23 protein-coding genes and 1 riboswitch are annotated in these 22862 nt (G+C 39.5%); of the genes, 6 read left to right on the top strand and 17 right to left on the bottom strand.

Going from position 1 to position 22862, the window contains the following annotated elements; all coding sequences use genetic code 11:
• Positions 1-6: 6 nt before the first annotated feature.
• From IEV27_RS16565 to IEV27_RS16530, 8 genes are all read right to left on the bottom strand, one after another.
• On the bottom strand, positions 7-501 hold the full coding sequence (locus tag IEV27_RS16565; protein ID WP_229735398.1) for a flagellar protein FlgN: 495 nt from the start codon (positions 499-501) through the stop codon (positions 7-9).
• The gene (gene flgM / locus IEV27_RS16560; protein WP_188378610.1) at positions 498-773 is read right to left on the bottom strand and encodes a flagellar biosynthesis anti-sigma factor FlgM; all 276 of its coding nucleotides are present in this window, start codon (positions 771-773) and stop codon (positions 498-500) included. The genes IEV27_RS16565 and flgM overlap by 4 nt, the downstream gene beginning before the upstream one ends.
• Before the next feature lie 63 nt (positions 774-836).
• Entirely contained in the window at positions 837-1259 is a 423-nt protein-coding gene (locus IEV27_RS16555) for a TIGR03826 family flagellar region protein (protein WP_188378609.1), read from the bottom strand.
• Positions 1260-1325: 66 nt separating this feature from the next.
• Complete coding sequence (locus tag IEV27_RS16550; RefSeq protein ID WP_188378608.1) at positions 1326-1997, bottom strand: ComF family protein; 672 nt, start codon at positions 1995-1997, stop codon at positions 1326-1328.
• Positions 1994-3421: an ATP-dependent helicase ComFA gene (locus IEV27_RS16545; RefSeq protein WP_229735397.1), complete on the bottom strand. Its 1428-nt coding sequence runs from the start codon at positions 3419-3421 to the stop codon at positions 1994-1996. The genes IEV27_RS16550 and IEV27_RS16545 overlap by 4 nt, the downstream gene beginning before the upstream one ends.
• A 43-nt stretch (positions 3422-3464) precedes the next feature.
• On the bottom strand, positions 3465-4310 hold the full coding sequence (gene fakB, locus IEV27_RS16540; protein ID WP_188378607.1) for a DegV family protein: 846 nt from the start codon (positions 4308-4310) through the stop codon (positions 3465-3467).
• Between the two features lie 284 nt (positions 4311-4594).
• Complete coding sequence (locus IEV27_RS16535) at positions 4595-5269, bottom strand: response regulator (RefSeq protein ID WP_188378606.1); 675 nt, start codon at positions 5267-5269, stop codon at positions 4595-4597.
• Positions 5270-5422: 153 nt separating this feature from the next.
• Positions 5423-6553, bottom strand: a complete 1131-nt coding sequence (locus tag IEV27_RS16530; RefSeq protein WP_188378605.1) for a sensor histidine kinase — start codon at positions 6551-6553, stop codon at positions 5423-5425.
• Between the two features lie 160 nt (positions 6554-6713).
• Between IEV27_RS16530 and IEV27_RS16525 the strand changes: the two genes are divergently transcribed.
• From IEV27_RS16525 to IEV27_RS16515, 3 genes are all read left to right on the top strand, one after another.
• On the top strand, positions 6714-7352 hold the full coding sequence (locus IEV27_RS16525; RefSeq protein ID WP_188378604.1) for a YigZ family protein: 639 nt from the start codon (positions 6714-6716) through the stop codon (positions 7350-7352).
• Between the two features lie 51 nt (positions 7353-7403).
• Positions 7404-8444: an LCP family protein gene (locus IEV27_RS16520; RefSeq protein WP_188378603.1), complete on the top strand. Its 1041-nt coding sequence runs from the start codon at positions 7404-7406 to the stop codon at positions 8442-8444.
• A gap of 492 nt (positions 8445-8936) precedes the next feature.
• Positions 8937-10397 (top strand): APC family permease, encoded by a 1461-nt coding sequence (locus IEV27_RS16515; protein WP_188378602.1) that lies wholly within the window; start codon positions 8937-8939, stop codon positions 10395-10397.
• Between the two features lie 291 nt (positions 10398-10688).
• Here the strand turns inward: IEV27_RS16515 and IEV27_RS16510 are convergent, their stop codons facing one another.
• From IEV27_RS16510 to IEV27_RS16475, 8 genes are all read right to left on the bottom strand, one after another.
• Complete coding sequence (locus IEV27_RS16510) at positions 10689-11948, bottom strand: YvbJ-related protein (protein WP_188378601.1); 1260 nt, start codon at positions 11946-11948, stop codon at positions 10689-10691.
• Positions 11949-12077: 129 nt separating this feature from the next.
• Positions 12078-12221, bottom strand: coding sequence for an anti-repressor SinI family protein (locus IEV27_RS16505; protein WP_188378600.1), 144 nt, complete (start codon positions 12219-12221; stop codon positions 12078-12080).
• A gap of 24 nt (positions 12222-12245) precedes the next feature.
• A riboswitch (cyclic di-GMP riboswitch) is annotated at positions 12246-12332 on the bottom strand.
• 62 nt (positions 12333-12394) lie between these two features.
• Entirely contained in the window at positions 12395-12601 is a 207-nt protein-coding gene (locus IEV27_RS16500) for a YkvS family protein (RefSeq protein WP_188378599.1), read from the bottom strand.
• Positions 12602-13189: 588 nt separating this feature from the next.
• The gene (locus tag IEV27_RS16495) at positions 13190-13891 is read right to left on the bottom strand and encodes a CpsD/CapB family tyrosine-protein kinase (protein WP_373868117.1); all 702 of its coding nucleotides are present in this window, start codon (positions 13889-13891) and stop codon (positions 13190-13192) included.
• Positions 13881-14639, bottom strand: coding sequence for a YveK family protein (locus IEV27_RS16490; protein ID WP_188378598.1), 759 nt, complete (start codon positions 14637-14639; stop codon positions 13881-13883). Before IEV27_RS16490 ends, IEV27_RS16495 begins: the two co-directional genes overlap by 11 nt.
• 132 nt (positions 14640-14771) lie before the next feature.
• Entirely contained in the window at positions 14772-15818 is a 1047-nt protein-coding gene (locus IEV27_RS16485; RefSeq protein ID WP_188378597.1) for a glycosyltransferase family 4 protein, read from the bottom strand.
• Between the two features lie 48 nt (positions 15819-15866).
• Complete coding sequence (locus IEV27_RS16480; RefSeq protein ID WP_188378596.1) at positions 15867-16985, bottom strand: glycosyltransferase; 1119 nt, start codon at positions 16983-16985, stop codon at positions 15867-15869.
• Positions 16986-17026: 41 nt separating this feature from the next.
• On the bottom strand, positions 17027-17758 hold the full coding sequence (locus IEV27_RS16475; RefSeq protein ID WP_188378595.1) for a WecB/TagA/CpsF family glycosyltransferase: 732 nt from the start codon (positions 17756-17758) through the stop codon (positions 17027-17029).
• 133 nt (positions 17759-17891) lie between these two features.
• On the opposite strand from IEV27_RS16475, the gene IEV27_RS16470 reads away from it, so the two are divergent.
• The 3 genes from IEV27_RS16470 to IEV27_RS16460 are packed head-to-tail and all read left to right on the top strand — an operon-like array spanning position 17892 to position 22034.
• A complete protein-coding gene (locus IEV27_RS16470; RefSeq protein ID WP_188378594.1) occupies positions 17892-19355 on the top strand; it encodes an O-antigen ligase family protein in 1464 nt (487 codons plus the stop codon).
• Positions 19342-20853: a murein biosynthesis integral membrane protein MurJ gene (gene murJ / locus IEV27_RS16465; protein ID WP_188378593.1), complete on the top strand. Its 1512-nt coding sequence runs from the start codon at positions 19342-19344 to the stop codon at positions 20851-20853. The genes IEV27_RS16470 and murJ overlap by 14 nt, the downstream gene beginning before the upstream one ends.
• Complete coding sequence (locus tag IEV27_RS16460) at positions 20850-22034, top strand: glycosyltransferase family 4 protein (protein ID WP_188378592.1); 1185 nt, start codon at positions 20850-20852, stop codon at positions 22032-22034. The genes murJ and IEV27_RS16460 overlap by 4 nt, the downstream gene beginning before the upstream one ends.
• A gap of 21 nt (positions 22035-22055) precedes the next feature.
• On the opposite strand, the gene tagH is transcribed toward IEV27_RS16460, so the two are convergent.
• Positions 22056-22862 (bottom strand): teichoic acids export ABC transporter ATP-binding subunit TagH, encoded by an 807-nt coding sequence (tagH, locus tag IEV27_RS16455; RefSeq protein ID WP_188378591.1) that lies wholly within the window; start codon positions 22860-22862, stop codon positions 22056-22058.

The following is a 22862-nucleotide window of genomic DNA, read 5'->3' as shown; positions in this document are numbered from 1 at the left end:
CTTTCCTTAAGCATGTGAATCAAATACGGAACGCTTGGGTCCACTTGTCTGCAAAGAGCCCCCATAGTTTACGTTTTCCAGCGATGGCTGCAATAAATCCAACGACATGTTCACAAACTGCAGCGACTGCCTCGTTAAGTCCCCGTTCAACACTTCCTGCTGCTTTAATTCAGCTAGCACTAGAATAAAAGATTCATATACACTCTCAAGCTGCTTTCGATCAGACCAGGCCACCCATTCAATGATTTCAGACACCGTCGGATGTTCACCATTAAAATCAGGTTCCCTCGCCGCCCACTCGCTGACAGCCTTAATCCGCTTCTTCTCCAATGCTTCAATAGCCGACACATGCTTGCGCTCCTGATTTAAGCAATCACGAAGGGAGTCGATATTATTTTTCTTCAAAGCCTCAGTCTTGTTTTTCGATAACGTCAGAAGACTTTCATGCAACTGCTTCAATCTCTCCAAGTAGTCAATAATTTGTCTGATCGCCACACTCATTCTCCTCTATCATCCGTAAAGAAATCGACTAGATTTTTCGCCGCCTGCTTAGAATCTACCTTATAGCTTCCATCATCCACTTGAGCTTTAATCTCATCAATATACTTTTGGCGTTCCTCACTCGTCTTACCAGCATCTTGAAGCGCTTTTCCTTGATCGGAAATCTCCACCTTATCCTGCTGCTGCTTAGAACTATTTTTCAAACCATTCTGTTGATTGATTTGCTTTTGATATGGATTAAAATTCGTATGATTCGGTCCATGAATTTTCACAGCCATCACCTCTTTCTACACTGTCTACCTTTACTTTATATATCGGTTAATTTCGTTAATCTTTTAGCGTTCTTTACCCTTAACAGAATAATAAGTCACAGGTCCTGCGTCTTCTTTCTTATTTCTCTCCGTTACGCTCTTAAGCTCTTCCTGCTCACGAACTCCCTGATGAATCTCTCGAGCACAGCTTTCACATAAGCGTCCCTCCTGGATATCCGCCCCACATTTTTCACAGCTATACGCTAGCGCAGGAAACTGTGCAGGGTGCAGCCGCTTCGCCTTTACAAAATCACGAATCTTATATTCTTCCACGCCCGTCTCCCGAACAATCTCAAGAACCGTCGCCGTTCGATTTTTCTTCTGTCTCACAAACGCATATACCGTTTGAAACTCTTTTTCCTCCTGCTTCACACAATCCCGACAAACCGTCGCTGGCCCCCTCATAAATAAAGCATTGCACCTCGGACAATTCGCTAATTCAGCCATCATGAAATCCTCCATTACTACTCTTTTTCTATTATATCGGCAATACGAACGAAATCAAAAGAGAACCTAGCGAAAAAGTGTAAACGAATAAACCTCTGGACACCCCGCTTCTCGTAAAAGCAAAGCCAAATGCCTCACCGTCATGCCCGTCGTATAAATATCATCCACCAGCACGACCGGCCGCTCCGTGGGCTTAACCAGGATAAATGGATTCTCTCCAAGCAGCCGTTCACTTCGACCTTTCTTCGACTGCTTCTCACTCCCCCTCCTTTTCAAAAAGCGATGAGGAGACACACCGAGCAGAGTAATCAGCGCATCCGATTGATTAAATCCCCGCTCCAATAATCGCTCCTTACTTAATGGTATTGCGACAAGGTCGGCTTCCATCATTTGAAAGTAGTTTTTATACTTCGTCTGGGCAGCTTCAGCAAACGCCTCAATAAGCGTAAAGTCCCCCCGGTACTTCCACCGTGCGACAAGCTCCCTGGCGAAATCATTGTAAGAAAACACAGATACATTCTTCGTTAAGACACCCTGGTAAGACGAGCCCTCCCACCGTTCGCAGTCGTAACAAACTCCGCTGCTGTCTGCTCGTCCACACAAAGGACACCCCGGCTCCGTAATCACGTCAAACTTTTCAAAGCAAGTGGTACAAAGCTTTACTTCCTTTTGCACGAGCAGAAAGTTCGTCCAATTGACCTCAGGCAGGACAGATTCAAAACAAATGACGCACCTCATTGGTTTTTCGCCTTTATATTCATTTGATGGATCGCTTCTTGGGCTTCAAACATGGCATTTGTTTTTCCACTATGAAAAAAGATCACTTCTCCATCCGGGTCTTTATGGCTTCTACCAGCCCTCCCTGCAATTTGCACGAGAGCTGCTTCATCAAAGACTTGGTGACCCGCATCAATGACGAACACATCAACCGAAGGAAACGTAACGCCCCGCTCCAAAATGGTGGTTGTCACTAATACATCCAGTTCACGGTTCCGAAAAGCCAAAATTTTATCCGCTCGAGCTGGATCTTCTGCATGCACCGAAGAAACCAACAAGCGGCTGGACAAAATCCCTTTGATGTTCTCCGCATATTGGATCGTAGAAGCGAAAATTAATAATTGGCGTTTTCCTGTTTGTTGGTTGAAAATGCGTTGGAGGATGGATTTTGGAAGCGTGCCTTTTGATAGTCGTGAACGTAAAGTAGTGACTAACTTTAAAGTAGGAACTGGGAGAGGATAGCCGTGGAAACGGGAGGGAATAAAGACAGTGGGTAACTGCTTCTGCCGTATGCGGCGCTTTTCTTTTTTGCGAGGTGTGGCCGTTAAATAAATCTGTGAAGCATGATCTTTAGCAGCTCGTTTAGCCGCCCATTTCAGAGAGTCGTCATTGTGAAAAGGAAAAGCGTCAATTTCATCGATAATCATAACGTCAAACGCTTGGGAGTATCGATAAAGCTGATGGGTCGTAGCCATTAAAAGCTGGGCAGAGCCGCTCTTCTCTTCACTGTCACCATACAACGCTTGAATTTCCACCTCTGGAAACGATGACGTTAAACGAGGAAACAGTTCACGAACAACATCTGTCCGCGGTGTAGCTAAACATACCCTCATTCCCTGCCTGAGTGCATAGGTTAGCCCGGGAAACAGCATCTCTGTCTTCCCTGCTCCACACACCGCCCATACGAGCAGCTCTTCTCGTTTCTCGATGGCTAAAACAATGTGTTCAGCTGCGTTTGATTGAGCATTCGTCAACTCTCCTTCCCACTGACAGGGAGAATGATGTTTCTTCCACACTGCCAAAGGACTAAACCAATATAACGGCTCACATTCCATAACGCGCCCCATCATAATGCAGTTCCGGCAGTATGTGCATTTTTTCCGGCATCCAGCATGCGGAAACCGCGCGAAGAAATAAGGCTTATCCGTGCCACAACGGTGACATTGCCAAGTACTTCGAGTATTCGTTAGAGAAGGCAGCTTCATCACGAGTGATTGCTCTTCCAATAGCTGCAGCTCTTCAACAGGTAAAGGGAGTTCAGTTTGAGTAAGAATTTTTCCAGAAAGGAATTGATAGGGGGAATCCTCAGGGAAAGATTGAAATGGAGGAAAGTTGCTCGAAGGGTTTTTCTTAAATCGTTTCAGCATAGCATCACCTGCTTTCATAAATTGAGCGCCTGCTTGAGTCTCACAGACAGGCGCTCATGCATTACGATTGGCGATACCATCCCAGCCCCATCGCACCTTCCCCCAGGTGTGTACCGATAACAGGACCGAAGTAGCTGACCGTCACTTCAACATTTGAAAACTGTGACTCGATTTCACGCTTAATTTGTTCCGCTTCCTCAGGTTGATTCGCATGAATAACACTCGCTTTGTAGCGCCCGTCTTCCTTAATAGACTCTTCAAATAAAGTAAGTATTCGCTTCAAAGCCTTCTTTCGTGTACGGATCTTTTCAAAGGGAACAATTTTTGTATTTACAAAATGAAGCACAGGCTTTACTTGCAGCAGGCTGCCGACAAAGGCTTGAGCGCCATTCAAGCGGCCGCCGCGCTGAAGGTGAGACAAATCATCCACCATGAAATAGGCTTGCATCGATTGTTTCATCTCTTCAAGTCTCGTTAGTATTTGCTCAGGGAGCGCTCCATTGCTGGCAAGTTCAGAAGCTTCAAGTGCATAGAAGCCTTGCATCAGGCAGCTGATTTCGGAATCAAAGACGTGGACGTCGATATCCTCTATCATTTCTCCAGCGGTGATCATTCCTTGATACGTTCCACTAATGCCGCTGGATAAATGAATGGCCACAACGGCGTCGTAATCTTTGGCCAGCTCTTCCAGCTTCTCGGTCATTAAACCAATCGAGGGCTGTGACGTCTTTGGCAACTCTTTATTTTCTTTAACCATATCGTAAAAATCATCAACTGTGACGTCCATTTCTTCTTGGTAAGATTCCTCTCCAAAAACAACATTTAAAGGAACCATATGTATAGATTTAGATTGGCGTACTTTTTTAGGGATATAGGCTGTGCTATCCGTAAGTATCGCTGTTTTCATAGGATCAGACTCCTTGTTTTCTCATTTACACATTTTATGTACAAGCTTCATTACTTTGCTTTGGTTATTATTTTACATGAAGGGCCATGAGATTGCACCTGAAGTTTATAGATTAGGAGAACTGCTTTTTCTAACATTTGAGCAGATAATGCTTACATTTACAGCAATTTTTCTTACATTTAAAGCATTTTATTAACATTTGCACAGTTTTTTTTACGCCGCTATTCTTACATACTGCCTCACAAAAAATCTCCCTAACTTTTAGTAGTTAGAGAGATTCACGATTATATGACTTCTACCCATCCGTTTTTAATAGCTGTTACAACAGCTTGAGTACGATCATTAACATTCATTTTTTGTAAAATATTACTCACGTGGTTTTTAACTGTCTTCTCACTAATAAACAGAGATTCTGCCACCCCACGGTTGCTTTGACCGTCCGCTAGTAATTGAAGCACTTCGCATTCACGACGTGTCAGCAGGTGCAGCGGTTTACGATATTCAATCGTACGAAAAGCTTCATTAGAGCTTGTATCGGATAAACGACGATATTCAGCGACAAGATTGTGGGTCACTTTAGGATGGAGATAAGAACCACCATTTCCTACAACTTTAATCGCTTCAATTAAAGCGTCAGAATCCATCTCTTTTAGAAGGTAACCTTGCGCCCCTGTTTTTAAAGCATGAGTCACATAGTTCTCGTCATCATGTATGGATAGAATGATTACTTTTAGGTTCGGGTAGCGTTGTGTAATTTCTGCCGTAGCCTCTACCCCATTCATACTAGGCATATTGATATCCATTAGAACGATATCAGGGTTATGTGTTTCAATAAGGTCTAAAGCAGCGGATCCGTCGTCTCCTTCTGCAACAACTTCAAAACTAGATTCGAAGTCTAAGATACGTTTTACACCTTCACGAAATAATTTGTGGTCATCAATCAAAACGATTCTGGTCATTTTTTGAGTCTACCTCCTAAATTTTTTCATCCGATTATTTATTTTGTTTCGGATGATCTGTTTATCTCTTTATCTGTAACTTTAGTCGATCGACCCTAATCCTATTTCCTATTATAAACGATTCATGCCTTTTTACATAGTTTTTCTCTATTTTCACTCATTTAATGGCATATGAATCGTGACGATGGTCCCTTTTCCTGGAGAGGATTGAATATGTAGTTCACCATTAACCATATCGACTCGCTCTCGCATTCCCATTAATCCGAACGACTTTTCTTTCTTTACCGTTGGATCAAATCCTTTTCCATCATCTTTAATGACAACCTTTGTCATTTCCTTCCTTAATTCAAACTTTACATCAATCGAACTTGCTTCTGAATGCTTAACCGCGTTTTGGACAGCTTCCTGAATGAGTCTGAAGATCGCTACTTCATACTTGCTTTCCAGTCTTCTTTCCTCACCCAACGATGCAAAATGAATGTGGAGCTGATTATACTCTTCCACAGTAGCTAAATATTTTTTTAATGTAGGAACTAATCCTAAATCATCCAGCGCCATAGGACGCAGGTCGTAAATAATACGTCTGACATCATAAAGGGCAGAACGTACTAGTTTTCTCACGTTACGCATTTCTAGTAAAGCTTCTTCAATACCTCGTTCATTAAAGGTACGCTCTACCAAATCTGAACGCAACATAACATTAGCAAGGGATTGAGCTGGTCCATCATGAATTTCGCGAGAAAGACGTCTTCGTTCTTCTTCTTGAGCCTCAATAATCTGCAGTCCGAACTCTTGTTTTTCTTTAGCGGTTTCAAGCGTCTGTGTCACATTCTTGAAATCCTCTGTTAAATAATTCAAAACGACAGAAATCTTACCTGAAAGGGCTTCAGCCCGTTCAATCGTAGCATCTAAATTCCGCAAGCGTATTTCAATTTCATCACGCCGCTCACGGAGCTGCTTCTCTTTCTCTCTCGTCATGGATAGGTCCATCTGCAATTCATGAGTCTGCTCATAAACTTTTCGAATATCCTCTTCAGAATATTGTCTAAATTGCTTACTTACTTGTGATAGCCGTATTCTCGAGGAGCGAACCTTTCTTTCTAATTCGTCTCCGTCTTCAATCAGGTTACCCACTTGCTCTTTGATGGATTCGAGCTCTTCATCTAATTTTTCAAACTCTACTCTAGAATCTTCACCAATCTGGAAAATTTCATCTTTACTATTGGATACGGTAGACACCATATCTTTAATAATGTAATCAAGTGCTTTGTTCCCAGATTTCATACTAAGTCTCCTCCATCAATGTTCACGATAATCATTCGTCGGACCCATGTCTATTTATGGGGGTGAATTTTTAATCACTAATATTTATACATTTCTCGTCCTTAAGTTGCCCCATTTGCACTACCCATTATATAATAAAAATTTAGGAGGTTAAATGTCGATGCTAGAATGTTATACAACTGTAAAAAAACAAGGTAAAAATGAAATAAATATACAAAAATCCCGTTTCATCGGTTACGTAAAGCGCTGCGAAACGGAAGAAGAAGCTCAAGAATTTATTCAATCGATAAAGAAAAAACACCATGATGCTGCTCACAATTGTTCAGCTTATATGATTGGCGAGCATGATTTAATTCAAAAAGCTAATGATGATGGTGAACCTAGCGGTACAGCTGGTGTCCCTATGCTGGAAGTATTAAAGAAAATGAAAATAAAAGACACGGCCGTGGTAGTGACACGATATTTTGGAGGAATTAAGTTAGGTGGCGGCGGGTTGATTCGAGCGTATTCAAGTGCAACATCTGAGGCCATTCGAGCCACCGGGGTCGTTAAACGTGAACTGATGCAAGAAGTGATTGTTCACGTCGAATATACGTTACTAGGAAAGCTTGAAAATGAACTTAGGAATTCAAAATATCATATTAAAAAGGTTCATTACTTAGAAAACGTGGAAATAGAAGTATATGTAAAGAATAATGAAGTAGAAGAATTTGAGGGTTGGATAACTAATTTAACGAGCGGTCAAGCTACGATCAAGCACGGAAGCCAAGAGTATATGGAATCACAAATTGAAATTTAAATCATCTTAAAAAGAGAGAGAAACAAGAAAAACGACAAGGAGATTACACGGATGAAAAGGAGAAAATTAAAAATAGCGTTATGGAGCCTAGCATTTGTTTTATTGCTGACGGTTGGCGCAACTGCCGGATATGCTGCGTTTTTAACAGATAAAGCTAGAGACACAGCAGATGCTTCTCATGAATCTTTAGATCGTGGAGACAAGTCTGATAAAAGAGATGAAATCGTGACTCCTGATTTAAATTCGACGTCCGTCTTATTTATTGGTGTCGATGATAGTGAAACTAGAGATAGCCGGGACTCTGGAGGACGCAGCTTATCTGATGCCCTGGTACTAGCCACCTTCAACGACGAAGATAAATCTGTTAAGCTCGTTAGTATTCCCCGTGACTCTTATGCGTATATTCCTGAAGTGGGCTACAACGATAAAATCACCCATGCTCACGCATTTGGCGGGACTGACGCTACGATAGAAACTGTAGAAAACCTGTTAGATGTGCCTGTTGATTATTATGTTCGTCTAAACTTCAACTCCTTTGTAGATGTGGTAAATTCCATTAATGGCGTAGAATTTGATGTCCCTTTTGACTTAGCTGAGCAAAACAGCGAAGATACAAAGAACGCTATAGAATTAGAAGAGGGGCGTCAAGTTGTTAATGGGGAAGAAGCTTTAGCTTTAGTTCGGTCCAGACAATACGACAGCGACCTCGCCCGGGGAGAACGTCAAATGGAAATGATTGAAGCGATTGTGGACAAGGCAGCTTCAGTAGGATCCATTTCAAATTATGGAAACATCATAGACTCTATTGGAGATAATATGAAGACGAATTTAACGTTTAGCCAGATGACTTCTTATAAAGACTACGTATTAAGTGAAGAAGGATTAAACTTCGATGAAATGCAGTTAGAAGGGGAAGGCGGTTATAAGGACGATGGGATTTGGTATTTTCAAATTGACGAAAATAGTCTAATGAATATCCAAAGCACGTTACGTGCTCACTTAGATTTAGAAGAGCAATCTGAGCCAAGTTCCTTCGCTGGAGAAGAACAAAACTCTTCAGATACAGATCATGACGAAGAATATCGATATTAATCTATTTCCCAGGAAATATTCGAAAACAACTTTATAAGAGTGGACAGCTTGTAGAGAAGCCTTAGTTTCTCTACAAGCATTTTTTTGCCTAAAAAGTGTATAAACTCTTGCGTTAGATAGAGTAAAGGGTTGGAGTTTCCATGGGCGAATGGTATGCCTCCTCGTTCCCTTATGAGCCCATTATTAAAAAAGGAATGGAAAAAGAGGAGACTCCTGAAGAACAAGCAGACAGGAGAGCCGACGCGGAAAGCTACTCTTTCAAGTTCATTTTCTCTAGACACAAAAAAGGAACCGCGTCAGTCCAAGCTTTTTCGACATCCTGACCGCTCTATAAGAGTTTTTTTTGTAGTTCACATACATAAAATAACGACTATAAAAATTCAGTGCCGTGAAATAATTATGTTTATTACGGTGGATGATATTTGTACTATAACCACACAATAAGTAGAATGGTCCTTGCATGTCAATTTTAGTAGGAGGCTTTATTGGTTCATGGCAGAACTTGAAAGAAGACAACTTAAGAAATCTTTAAAACCTCATTGGGTTTGGGCGATTGCATTTGGCTCAGCAATCGGGTGGGGAGCGTTTGTACTACCAACAGATTGGATTGGGGATGCAGGTCCAATCGGTGTTGTAATCGGGATCCTCTTAGGGGCAGCCCTGATGATGATCATAGGAGTAAGCTATGGTTTTCTTATAAAGAAATTCCCCGTAACTGGCGGTGAGTTTTCCTATGCTTACATTGGATTCGGACGTAAATATGCATTCTTTGCTGGCTGGTTTTTAACGTTAGGATACATATGTATCGTTGCATTGAATGCCTCGGCACTCGCTTTATTAGCTAAGTTTCTATTTCCACAATTCGCAGCTATAGGAACTTTGTATAGTGTGGCGGGATATGATGTGTCTATCATCCAAATTTTAATCGCAAGTTTTGTTCTCATTTTATTTGCCTTTTTAAATATTCGAGGAACAAGTTTTTCTGGAAAGACGCAATTTATTTTCAGTATTATTCTTATATTAGGGATTCTTATGCTTGCTGTAGGCGCTATATTTGCTGAAGGGCCGAGTTTCCAAAATATCACACCGGCTTTTGAACCCTCTCAACCAGCGATTGCCTCCATTCTAGCAATTTTAGCCGTTGCACCGTTTGCTTATGTAGGGTTTGATAATATCCCCCAAGCAGCTGAAGAGTTTCAATTTGAATCAAGAAAAGCATTTGGATTGATCATTTGGTCATTGGTCGCAGCAGGCCTTGCTTATTCTTTTATGATTATTATTACTGCAAGCACGATGCCATGGCAGGAACTCCTGACTCAGATTAATGAGCAAAACTCCGTCTGGGGAACCGGCGATGCCATTCAAAGTTATATGGGACGTGCTGGTGTATTTATTATCGCTCTTGCCATTTGTATGGGGATCTTTACAGGGCTCAATGGATTTTACCTTTCAGCGAGTCGGCTTACTTTCGCTATGGGGCGTGCTAGAATTTTACCAAACGCTTTCAGAGCATTACACAGTAAATACCACACCCCTTATGTAGGGATCCTATTTACAATGGCTGTTTGTTTAATTGCTCCGTGGTTTGGCCGCGAGGCTTTACTTTGGGTAGTCGATATGTCCTCTACTGGAGTTGCGATTGCCTACTTTTTCTGTACAGCTACTGCTTACAAGATTTTTAAATGGTCGGAACAAAGTAAGACGACGAACAACGCAAGCATTGTAGCTCCCGGAAAGAAATTCTTATCGTTATTAGGTATGATCAGCTCCATCATTTTCTTAGTTCTGTTATTACTCCCCGGCTCACCTGCCGCATTAGGAAAAGAATCTTTAATGGCTTTAGGCATTTGGGCATTGTTAGGTATATTATTCTATACCTTAAATTCCGGTCGATACAATAAATTAACGGACGAAGAGTTGAACTACCTGATCTTAGGAAAAGAAAAGATTTAACATATGAAACAAGGCTAGGACATAAATAAAGCAGGGATATCGAAAAACGAACATTCGTATAAACGTAGATCATTAGCGTAGTCAAAATACGAAGACTCCTGGGGGAACAGCGCGAGTCGAAGATCCCGCAGGAAAGCGCTCTTTGCTTTCTTGAGGAAGCTGAGGTCGTGCCCACGGAAAGCGAAGTGTTTTAACGGAGCGATGGTGAATAATGCTCTATAATAAAAATCATCCGAACTGGTTTCTAAAGAATCGTTCGGATGATTTTATGTTTTTTTAGTTTAGTGCAATTTATTCAAATTCTTTTACTTCAAGTTCATCGGTTTCAAACATAGCCATCGGCTTACCAGATGTAATCACCCACGCTTTTTCATCCTCATCATAAGTGAATTCATAGTGCCAAGAATACGTATTTTCGTTACTAAGCATATTGTCTGGATCATCTCCATCCAAATAATAACCTGTATCTAACACAAACGAAACAACGATCGAAGAGGTAAATAAATCCGATACTTCATCTCGTTTCAACTCCAGGCTCCCTACATCATAGGTGATGGCTTTAACTCCTCCTGAAAAGTTCTTTCCTAATTCGTCCATCTCTTGAATGCTAGCGTCTGTATCCTGTAAGTACGAGTCATTCTTCATAACTTGAAAAGCATTGATGTCCTTCTCTTCATAGGCTTCAACGTATTCATGAACATGATTTTCAACTGCGTTTTTTATGTCATCCTCTAATCTTTCATCTAAAGAAGCTTGGAGAACTTCTGGTGATAATTCATCAAATTCCATCTCAATTGGATCATCCGTGTTTTCATATGTATTAACTGACATAATGTGATCATATCGATCTCCGTTTACTTCAACCTCGCCTTTTACAACATGCTCTCCAGGCGTTACACCATTTAACTCATATCTACCTTCTGATAACTCTCCCACCTGATCTCCATTAAGATATAAATTCACGTTCTGTTGAGACGTTTGAATGTTAATCTCAGCTGGATCGAGTTTTATTTTATATTGATCGAATAATAGCCATTTAGCTCCTAAATGATGAACATGCATGTTCTGTGACTCATCTTCTTCCGCTCCATCAGCTGAGGCTCTTAAGTAACCTAACATAGAGACGAACTCACTGGGACTCTGTTCAAAATAATCAATCATATGATTAGCTTGTGTCTTGTTAAACCCAGTTGAAGTGTGATCGAACGATACAAGTTGGACGAGTCGCTCAGCATCACTCTTTTTTACAGCTTTCTCGAATTCTTGAACTGTATGCTTCGCCGAAGTTATCTTAGTTAAGTATGCCCATCCTGTAGCTGAAAAACCTAATAATAAAAGCAAGGTAACAAGAGATACAAAAATTTTTCTCCAATTTCTCTTTTTATAAGAATTCTGTTCATCTTGATATTCTTCGTAATACCGGCTGGCATTTAACCATTCATCACTTCGGGCAAAATCAGCCGGCTGTTTAACCTTTTGGTTTGGCTGACAATCATCACAATACGTTTGTGAACTTACAGTGGATTTTCCACATGATTGACATTCCCCCATAAAAATCTTCCCCCTTTTTCTACAAAAACTATATCTATTCTACCATATTTAACAAAATAACCATTCATAATTTTCCAATGTTCTCAATATTATTAAACATAAAAAGAGCTTCTCAACTTTTTGAGAAGCTCAAGCTCTTTCTTTGAAATTAATTTTCTTTGAGAGGGATAAGAATTGATGGACCTCTTCTTTTGTTAGTCCTTGATTCTTTGCTTCTTTCATAAGGGCTACCCATTCCGCGTCCAGCTTCTTCACAACATTTAGCTTTTTCAATGAATGATCCCTCCACCATTCACCTTAGACGACCCGGCGGTCCTAACCTGTATTGGCCTTAGACCCGTAGTTTTGCGTCCTTATTTTTCAATAAGTTTGCCTTTTTACAAGGAGAAGTTGTTATAGACATTATAATCCTCTATTTAAATTTTAACAATAGTTTTTTCAGAAAATTATGACAAAACACGATAATTTTCGTGAGCAACAACTGTACGATCATATTCAAAATCTATTTCATCCAGGTTATCCATAATCGTAAGGTCAACGATGACGGATCTTTGGCACTGACTCGGGATAACTTTACCTTTAAACATCGTTTCATTTCTTTCAAATTCAATAATGTTTCCTGGACTAGCTACCTTTGTATCTGGTGTAAACACAATAATGACCCCTTTCAACATTTACAATTTAAAATAAAGGATAATGGAATTTTCTAGATAAGGCAAGTAATTTCCAGTGATTTTTAAAGAAAATTTTGATTATTTAATGAGAATAGCTTCTAATTATGCGTACGCTTTCATAATCAGGCGTATGATTAAAGTTATAAATCCTCCCTTCTTTCAATTTTCCTTACCTCTACCTGTTAACACGTCTTCCTCTTCTTGAATCTCAACTGACTTTTCCTCACTAAGTTCAACTGCATTATCATTTTGACCTCTCGTAAAACGAAATGCTCGTCCTACTAGTGTAATCGTGCATAGGGATGCACCAAATATTCTTACGATACCGTTCTAATTCCTCAAATAGGAGCTTCTTTGTTAGTAATGTCGTTCGCTGCCTCACTTGCCTTACAACTCTCCTCTAATATTGTTATTCGAGCAGGGTCACCGGGTATTCCTTCTTCTTCTTTTTCTACAAAGCCTCCCCATTAATTGCAGCAATTGGTTACTCACTTGCTTCAAAGTGAGATAATGTCCCTTTTAGAAAAATAAAAACAAATAAAAAAACAGAGCGATATCGCTCTGTTTTTATCCATTTCCGTAGTAATAGTAATAATTGCTATTTTTCTTTTCTCTATCGTTTAGTACGACGCCGAGCAAATTAGCTCTTGATTGTTCAAGTAACTCCTTTGCACGTTCCGCTGCAGAAAACTCAGTCTGCCCACTTCTGATGACCAACATAACACCATCTACATCACTAGCTAACACTTGGGAATCAGAAACTGCTAACACAGGAGGCGTGTCAAATATAACAAGATCGTAATTTTGTCTGGCTTCTAACATTAATTTATTCATTGCTTTCGATCCTAATAATTCGGACGGGTTTGGAGGAATAGGTCCACTCGTTAATATTTCCAAATTATCAACGCCTGTATGTTGAATGATTTCTTTTAGACCTTCTCTGCCGACAAGAAAATTACTCAAACCTCTTGTATTCGTTAATCGAAAAGTATGATGGACCGTTGGTTTTCGTAAGTCAGCATCGACTAATAATACTTTTTTCCCTTGTTGAGCAAAAACAGCAGCCATGTTAGCAGAAGTCATAGACTTCCCTTCGGACGGACCAGATGAAGTAATCAAAAGAGATTGCAACTCATGATCTACTGAGGCAAACTGTAAATTAGCTCTAATTGTACGATATTGCTCAGCTATGGGTGATTTAGGATTGTCATTCGCAATAATTTTTCTAGCTTTCAAAGCGACTTGCTTCATTCTCGATTTACGTACCAACGGATTCACCTCTTACTTTCGATGCACGACTTGGTTGTCTATTCATCGTTTCAGGTCCCAAGTCTTCTTCTGAAATCGTAGAAATTACTCCCATCAAAGGAACACCAAGGGTTTTTTCAACATCTTGCTCAGTTTTAATTGTGTTATCCAGGTATTCAAGTAAGAATGCTAAACCTACTCCAACCATTAAACCAACTACAATGGCGATGGCAATGTTTAATAATGGTTTAGGACTTACTGGGGAAGCGTCTACTCTTTCAACTGCTGGAGATAAGATATTAACATTATCAACGTTCATTAGTGATGGAATTTCTTGTTGAAAAGTTTCCACCGTACCGTTTGCGATTTCTACGGCCGTTGATTGACTTTCATCAGTAACCGTAACGTTTACCACTTGAGATTCTTCGGCACTTGATACTTGAATCTTATTACTTAACTGTTCTGCTGATAGTTGTAGATTCAATGAATCTATAACCTCATCTAATATCGCTGGACTCTTAATAATTACATTGTATGTACTAATTAATTCTACATTGGTACGAATATCATTGACATCATAGGCTGAATCTTGCTCCATAGATTCTGATTGATTCACAATAAATTCCGATGATGCTTCGTAAGTAGGTGTCAAAATAAAAAATGTTACAATAGCACTAATAATTGCAGCGCCAGCTGTCACTGCAAGAATCATCCAAATTCTCTTCTTTAAAACTTCAAAAATTTCTCTTAGAGAAATAGTCTCTTCCATGCATGTACCCCCAACTATGTAAAATATTCAAAAAGATAACAACATTATATCACAAACTGTTTTATTTTGTAGGTTCAAACAAAATTTTCCCAATAAAAATACAAAGAGTGAGAATTTTCGACATCGAATTACTCACTCTTTGCTGCGGGGCGATACCATACGATTTAATAAAGGTCTATATTTCTCCCCCGCAATTTGAGATATCTCAATCATGATTTCGGTACTGAACATAAGGATCGTTACCACCATTAAAGAATTAATAAGTGTAGCTTGTGAAAAAAGTACGGCCGCTAAACTAAATAATGCACTAAGGGTGTAGATTATAATAACCGTTTGCGGATGACTGCATCCAAGCTTTAATAAATTATGGTGTAAGTGAGCAAAGTCGGCTTTCATAATCGGTTGATCGTGCAGCATCCTTCGAACAATCGTAATGATCGTGTCAGAAATAGGAACTCCTAATATAAGAATAGGGATAACAAATGAAAACAACGTTACATTTTTAAACCCGAGCAAGGCAAGTACACTAATCATAAATCCTAAAAACATGGCCCCTGTATCTCCCATAAAAATTTTAGCGGGATAAAAATTAAAAACTAAAAAACCCAAGGTAGCTCCTAATACGATCAACCCTATATACATGACAAATTCATTGCCCATCATAATAGCCATACTTGTTATCGTTAATAAAGCAATAGAAGAGATCCCCGCTGCAAGCCCGTCCAATCCGTCAACTAAATTAATCGCATTTGTAATTCCAATAATCCAGAACAACGTAATAGGAATACTTAAGAATCCAAATTCAATAGGGGAGCCAAAAGGCAGGTTGATAAATTCAATTTTCACTCCGCCAGCAATGACAACAAGGGCAGCGAGGGATTGTCCACTAAGCTTATACAATGGAGGAAGACTAAAGATATCATCTAGAATTCCAGTAACGGCAATAATAATTCCGCCTATAAGCAGAGGGTACAAATAGGGGTGATAGGGGGTGAAATAGATCATTCCTAAAATAACGCTTACAAAAATAGCTAAGCCACCCAGCCTTGGCATTTGTCTCGTGTGAACCTTTCGATGATCAGGTTGATCTGTAGCTCCTACATAAACAGCAAATTTAATAATCAAGGGAGTAAGAACAACAGCGAGTAAAAAACAAAAGAGAAACGATTGAAGTTCCATAGTGCACCTCCTTTCTGTTAACAACTCTATGGTGTAGGGTAAGCTGCACTATACGTGTGACTCTACTTCTATGGGTAATTTATACATGATGTCATAAATTTTAGTTACTTGTTGGGCAAGGTGATTTGAAGAATATCGACTGCGTGCAAAATGATAAAAGCGATCTCCCATTACTTGACGTTCGTCCTTATTTTTCTCATAAGCTAAATGTAACGTTTTAGTAAGATCCTCGCACTCGGTCACCCAACCGTATTTATTGGAAGGAACGAGTTGTGGAACACCGCCTACATTTGTAGTAATGACAGGAACTCGTGCTCTTGCGGATTCTAATAAAACAAGTGGAAAACTTTCACTTTTAGAAGTAAGCAATGTTACGTCCATCAGGGGTAAAATCGAAGAAACATCTTCTCTATGGCCAAAAAAATGAACATGACGCTCAAGGTTGTTTTGTGAACATAACTGTTTTAACTCATGTTCTCTCGAGCCGTTTCCAATTAAGACTAAATGTGTATTAGGATTCTTTTTGTTTAACTCTGCAAAAGATTCGATAGCAAGCTCATGCTGCTTCACCGGTTCTAACCTGGCTACCATTCCAATGAGGAAGTCGGAATCTACAAATCCAAGTTCCTCTCTATAGCTATTTTGATTAGGAAGCACGTTGAAATCAATTCCATTATATATGGTGGAGATTTTCTCGTTAGCTACACCGATAGTATGCAATAACTTTTTAAAGCTTTCAGATATAGCCAGGCAATGATCAGCTTGCCGAATAGCACATTTATGAAGCTTTGCAAACATACTTCCTTTGACTCCATGCCCCATAAAATCATCATCAGGGTTACTATGAAGAGTCAGGATCCATGGGATAGATAAGGAAGGCTTTAATATATTCATTAATACATTAGCACGAGGACCATGTGTATGGACCATATCAATATTTTCGTTCTCAATGTATCGCTTGATATGAAATAAAACGGATAAATCATAAGGGAAACTCTGTTTAAAATTTACTGTGTCGATTGATAGTTCACGCGCTTTATGAAACATTTCACCATCTTCCAATACGCCTAAAACGACCTCGTCATGATCAAGCATATTTAATAAAGAGAGAATGTGACTCATACCGCCGCCCGTTTCATTACCTGCGTTTAAATGAAGAATTTTCATTCGAAGATCCCCTCATTTCTACCGTTGTTGCTTTTAGACTGCTACTTTTTTAATAAAATATGCCAAATGAATCTTGGCAATTGTAGCATTCGTTTCCAGCGACTCGGTTGTTTTATTAATCGGTAAAGCCATTCCACATTAAGTTTCCGCCAAATCTTTGGTGCCCGTTTTACGTGTCCTGCCCATCCATCAAAGCTTCCGCCTACTCCCATGAAAAGTCCATGAGAAAATTCATTACGAAATTGATGTATCCACTTTTCTTGATTAGGAAATCCTAATCCTACGAATACGATATCCGGAGCAGCTTCCTTTACATTATTGACAACATTTGCGTCGTTTAAATCAAAATAACCATGATGTTGACCCGCTACAATCAGTTGTGGATATTTTTGCTTGATATTATTTATCGCCTCATGGAGCACAGTTTCTTTTGCACCGAGGAAGTAGCAGCGCAATTGTTCATGATCCGCTTTTTTCAGCAAATCTTCCATAACATCAAAGCCGGCGATCCGCTCTGGGAGGGGTTTTCTCATTAATTTAGAACCGATCACAACCCCAATGCCATCAGCGATGACGTAATCTGCTTCTCGTAATATTTTGGCATATTCACGATCACGGTCAGCTTCCATAACAATTTCAGGATTTGCGGTGACCATAAAAATGTTTTTTCTTTCCTCCAGGGCAGGATATAAGTGCTGGGTTAGTAATTCGTAACTAGTTGTGTTTAAAAAAGGAATTCCTTTAATTTCAACATACGCTTCATTTGTTCTCATCTCAAGACACCTTCCTATTATTTTACAAAGATTAAAGATTTATTAACAAAACCCTTACATGATAGAGATGGTTTATATAGACGAATTAGGAGTATGATATAAGGAAGGCAACATTTTTATCAGGAGTGGTTCAATGAACGACTTTAAATATTGGCTGTTCACCTTACATATATTTCTCATTGCATGCGTGCTAATCTTACCATCCGAGCTGTTCGGTTATATCATTACCATCATTATCGTAGGCTTTACTTTTTTTTACTACAAAAATGGATTGCTGCTTTTATTTGTTGTCTTTCCTGTTCGACCTTTTTTAGTTGAAATTAACGGCGGACTTACTCTTTTAGCTGACTTTATTCTTCTAACAGCTTTATGCATCGTCGTCTATCAACGTTCTCAACCTATTTCATATTGGATCAAAGAATATAAATGGGTCGGGCTTTTTCTTTCTATCTTAATTGTTGGCTTATTATCAGGACTTCACACAGGCATTTCTGTACCCGCCGGCCTATTTCAAATTCGTGCTTTACTGATTACGTTTTTGGTCATCATTCTTGTAAAAGAATCTCATTGGCAGCGAATCGAACTAGACCGAATGATCATTATATCTATTGGCACATCTCTCTTCATTTGTGTCCATGGCTGGATAGAAAAATTAAGTTTACGTCACTGGCTTTTGCCTGCTGAATGGCAGGACTGGAACCTTGCTTCAGCAAATGAAATGCGCATTTATGGCTTACTTGCAAACCCGAACGTCCTTGCTACTTATTTGTTAATTGTATTTTTTAGCACCTTTTTATTAAAAGCATCTTATCCACGAAGCAAGACTTTAATTGTGATTCGTGTTTTACTAGCCGGAACATCATTACTTACTTATTCTAGAGGCGCACTATTAGCATTTGCCATAGGTACTATAGTGTTTATCGTACTTAGAAAAGCATGGAAACAAGCGTTACCTTTGTTTCTCTATGCTTTCGTCAGTTTTTCTCTAATCTATTACCCAATGGTTAGTGTAGCAGAAAAGATCGATGAATCAGGATATTTTAACAAAATAGAAGAAGAGACGCCTCCTGAGCAAGTTAAAGAGAAGCCCGCTGCTCCTATTATAAAAGAAAATAATGTACTGATCGAAAGGTTTAAAGAGATGTTTTCTGATCAAACCATCCAAGCAAGTGCGGAATGGGGTCGAATCTATGTCGTACTAAAAGGTGTGGAAATTTTTCAAGACTACCCTGTGACGGGCAGCGGTTTTGCTACTTACGGAGATGCTGCTTCACAAAGCTACCCCTCTCCTATTTACGAAAAGTACGGCATTCCCGCTAACCTATATGCTGATAATCAATACATCTCACTATTAGTAAGTACAGGAGTAATTGGGTGCCTTTTTTTTCTCATACTTTGCTTCTTATTTATTAAGAAAGTTTGGCTGTTAAAAAACAACTTATGGCGAAGTATAAGTCTTAGCGCTGTAGCCACGCTATTAGTATCCGGGCTTTTTTACAATATTCTTGAAGATAAGACGTTTACCCTTTACTTCTATTTCATAATAGGTTACGTATTAAACAAACAAAATTTGGAGAAGTGTTATGAAATGGATTAAATTATTTGGGATGATTACCATCCTTTCCGGTATAGGGAAACTATTAGGTTTTTTCAGAGAGGCATTGATTGCTTCTCTCTTTGGCGCAAGTGAAACTGCGGATGTATTCTTTGTCGCTTATTTAATCCCCACCATTTTATTTACTGCATTAGGAACAGGGATTCAAGCAGGGATTATCCCTCTGTACATTCAAAAAAAGCAAAGCTCTCCTAATGAAGCGAGCATGTTATTAAACAAACTGGCTACCCTGTTTTTACTTGTTTCGCTAAGTATAACTGTTTTAGCCATGTTGGCTATTAAGCCTTTAGTTTTCTTAATTGCTCCAGGATTTAGTGCTGAACAATCGAACTTGGCTGTCGGTCTTACTTTAATCATGATGCCATCCTTACTATTTATGACCGCACAATCGTTTACACAAGGTATATTACACGCTAAAGACACGTTTGGTCCGCCTGCCTGGGCTCCTATTGTGAACAATGTCGGAATCATTGTTAGTATGTTTCTTCTTTATCAATGGCTGGGGATTTACGGATTAGCCATGGGAGTACTTGCAGGAAGTATTCTTCAACTAATGGTTCAATGGCCTTTTCTACCTTTGAAAGACTTCACATTCTACTGGCCCTGGAAAGAATGGCAAAATCTTAAATCCATCATTCAACCTTTCTGGCCGATCATTCTTGCTTCTTTAGTTGTTCAATTCAACAGTGTAGTAGACAGAGTAGTGGCTTCTTTTTTAATAGACGGAAGTGTTTCTGCCTTAAATTATGGCAATCGATTACTTTGGCTGCCTCTTAGTATTTTGTTAATGCCTATTTCAACTATTCTTTATCCCCAATTAGCTAAACAAGCCGTCAATCAATTTCATTCTTTTATTGAGCTCGTTCAAAGAGGGATGACAATTATTATTCTCTTTTCAATTCCGTTAATGGCCGTCATGATTGTCGAAGCAGACACTCTTGTTTCCTTAGCTTTTGAACGAGGAGCTTTTGACCAGAAAGCTGCCGCCTTAACGACATTAGCTTTTTTATTTTATACGATGGCCCTGCCGTTTTTCGCGCTGCGCGATTACTTAATGAATAGTGTCTATGCCTATCACTCCAATCATACAGCATTAAAATCCTGTATTGTTGGCGTAACGTTAAATATGATTTTAAGTATTACATTGGCTCCTTTTTTCGGTGTAGGAGGAGTCGCTGTTGCTACGAGTGTATCTATGGCGGTTCAATCCATTTATTTATATAAGAGCCTTATGAATAAAAAACAAATAAGAAACGCTGCTTACAAAAAGGATTGGAAGAAATGCTTGATGATTACCTTACTTATCCTTCCTGCGGCATGGATGCTTTCTCAGTCCATTGCACCTTTAAACCTTTGGATGAAACTTTCACTCGTTACCCTCTTCACATTTAGTTTCTATGCAGGCTCATTATGGTTATTTAACGTTGAATCTTTTAAAAAGGAATGGAGAAATATTTTAAAGAGAGGGGCATCATCTTGAATATTTTAATAACAACCATTTTTAATTATCCCCATGAAGGAGGGCTCTCCTCCCATATAACAACACTAAAAAAAGGTTTAGAAGAAGAAGGTCATGTAGTTGATGTCCTCTCTTTTTCTGATCTGCCAAATTGGAAAAGAAAATTATTCGCCCAGGGCCCAGGTTACGTAATGAACAAAGTTAAACACGGAAAAGGTCAGCTGCATAATGATTTAAAAAGAAAAGCTCTTCTTTCAAAGGTAATTCTTGAAAAGAGTTCTTCTTATGATGTCATTAATTCACAAGATATATTTGCCACGCTCGCGTCTTTAGAAAGTTCTTTACCCATAGTCGGAACCGTCCACGGTTATTACGCCTATGAAGCGATTAGCAGAGGAGCCATTCACCCAAATACAGATGAAGCAGAGAAAATAAAAAGATTAGAACAACAAGCTTATAAAGTTGCCCAATTAAACGTAACCGTAGACAAAAGGATCTGCAATTATGTGAAAGAAATATCAGGGGTCGATGCTCAAATTATTCGTAATTTCATTGATACTGAACAATTCAACCATTATTCTCGTCCTGAACAAACGCGATCCAAATACAACCTCCCTCAGGACGCTTTCATGTTATTCGTTCCAAGAAGACTAACGGAAAAGAACGGCGTCATCTACCCATTACTCGCCTTAAAACGATTACACGCTCTTTACCCTAACGTCATTCTTGTATATGCCGGCACAGGAGAGCAGCTACCAGCCTTAAAGAAGAAGACGGAAGAATATAACCTGCAGAACCATGTCTTCTTCCTTGGTTCCGTACCTCATCCTGATATGGTGGAACTTTACCAAGCCTCTCAGATTGTATTGATCCCAAGTGTACATTCCCATGGAGTGGAAGAAGCGACGTCAATCTCTGCCATTGAAGCGATGGGGTCAGGAACCCCTGTCATTGCCGGATCAATTGGAGGTTTAAAAGAACTTATTACTCATGATGTAGATGGGTTATTGTTTGGAGATCGTGACGAAAGGATGTTAAGCGATTTTATTCGTTACCTAGTCGAAAATCCCGAAATAGGGAAAACGTTAGCTAAACGGGCCAAACAAAAGGTCGTTTGTAACTTCTCTCATATAACCGCCGCCAAAAAGTTTGAGAACTTATACACCCAGGCGATACAAAAAAAGAGCATGTACTCCCCCTAAGGAGTAGATGCTCTTAGCATTTTAAGTAGCAGCCTGTTTGCTGCTGCGTTCTTTTATCACTTTCTCTTGGTATTCCTGCTTTTGTTTTTTAGACATCTGCTTGTATTCTTTTAGAAACTCTTCGTAATGATCCAGCACTTCAGAGGAAGGACCATATTCTTTCACTTGTCCAAATTCCAGCCAGACAACCTTTTCACAAAACTTTCTCATTTGTCCGATGGAATGACTGACGAAAAACATCGTCTTTCCTTTTTCTTTAAATTCGTACATTTTGCTTAAACTTTTCTCTGCAAAAGCTTTATCCCCTACAGATAGAGCTTCATCAATCAATAGAACATCAGGGTCAACATTTACTGAAATCGCAAATCCTAAGCGTGATTTCATCCCACTGGAATAAGACTTAACGGGCTGATCGATGAATTTCTCCAGCTCAGCAAATTCAATGATTCCCTCTTCCAGCTCATTTATTTCTGCCTGACTAAACCCCAGCATAAGAAGTTTCAACTCAATATTTTCTCTTCCTGATAACTTACCATCAAGTCCAGAGTTTACAGCAATCAGCGCAGCCTGCCCTTTCACTTCCACCGATCCCGTGGTTTCTGGAACTACTCCTGCGATAATATTCGATAACGTTGACTTACCTGAGCCATTCACTCCAATAAATCCAACGATGTCGCCTTCATCCACATCAAAACTAATATTTTGAAGCGCATAGAAGTCTTCTCCATATGATTTACCGGGAACGACTAAATCAAGTAGTCGCTCACGTGGATTAGAAAACAATTTATATTTTTTTGAAACGTCACGTACGATGACGGATTTACCCAT

This window comes from Halobacillus andaensis, from assembly GCF_014636475.1.
GTDB lineage: Bacteria > Bacillota > Bacilli > Bacillales > Halobacillaceae > Halobacillus_A > Halobacillus_A andaensis.
This window is presented reverse-complemented; position numbering and strand designations above follow the sequence as displayed.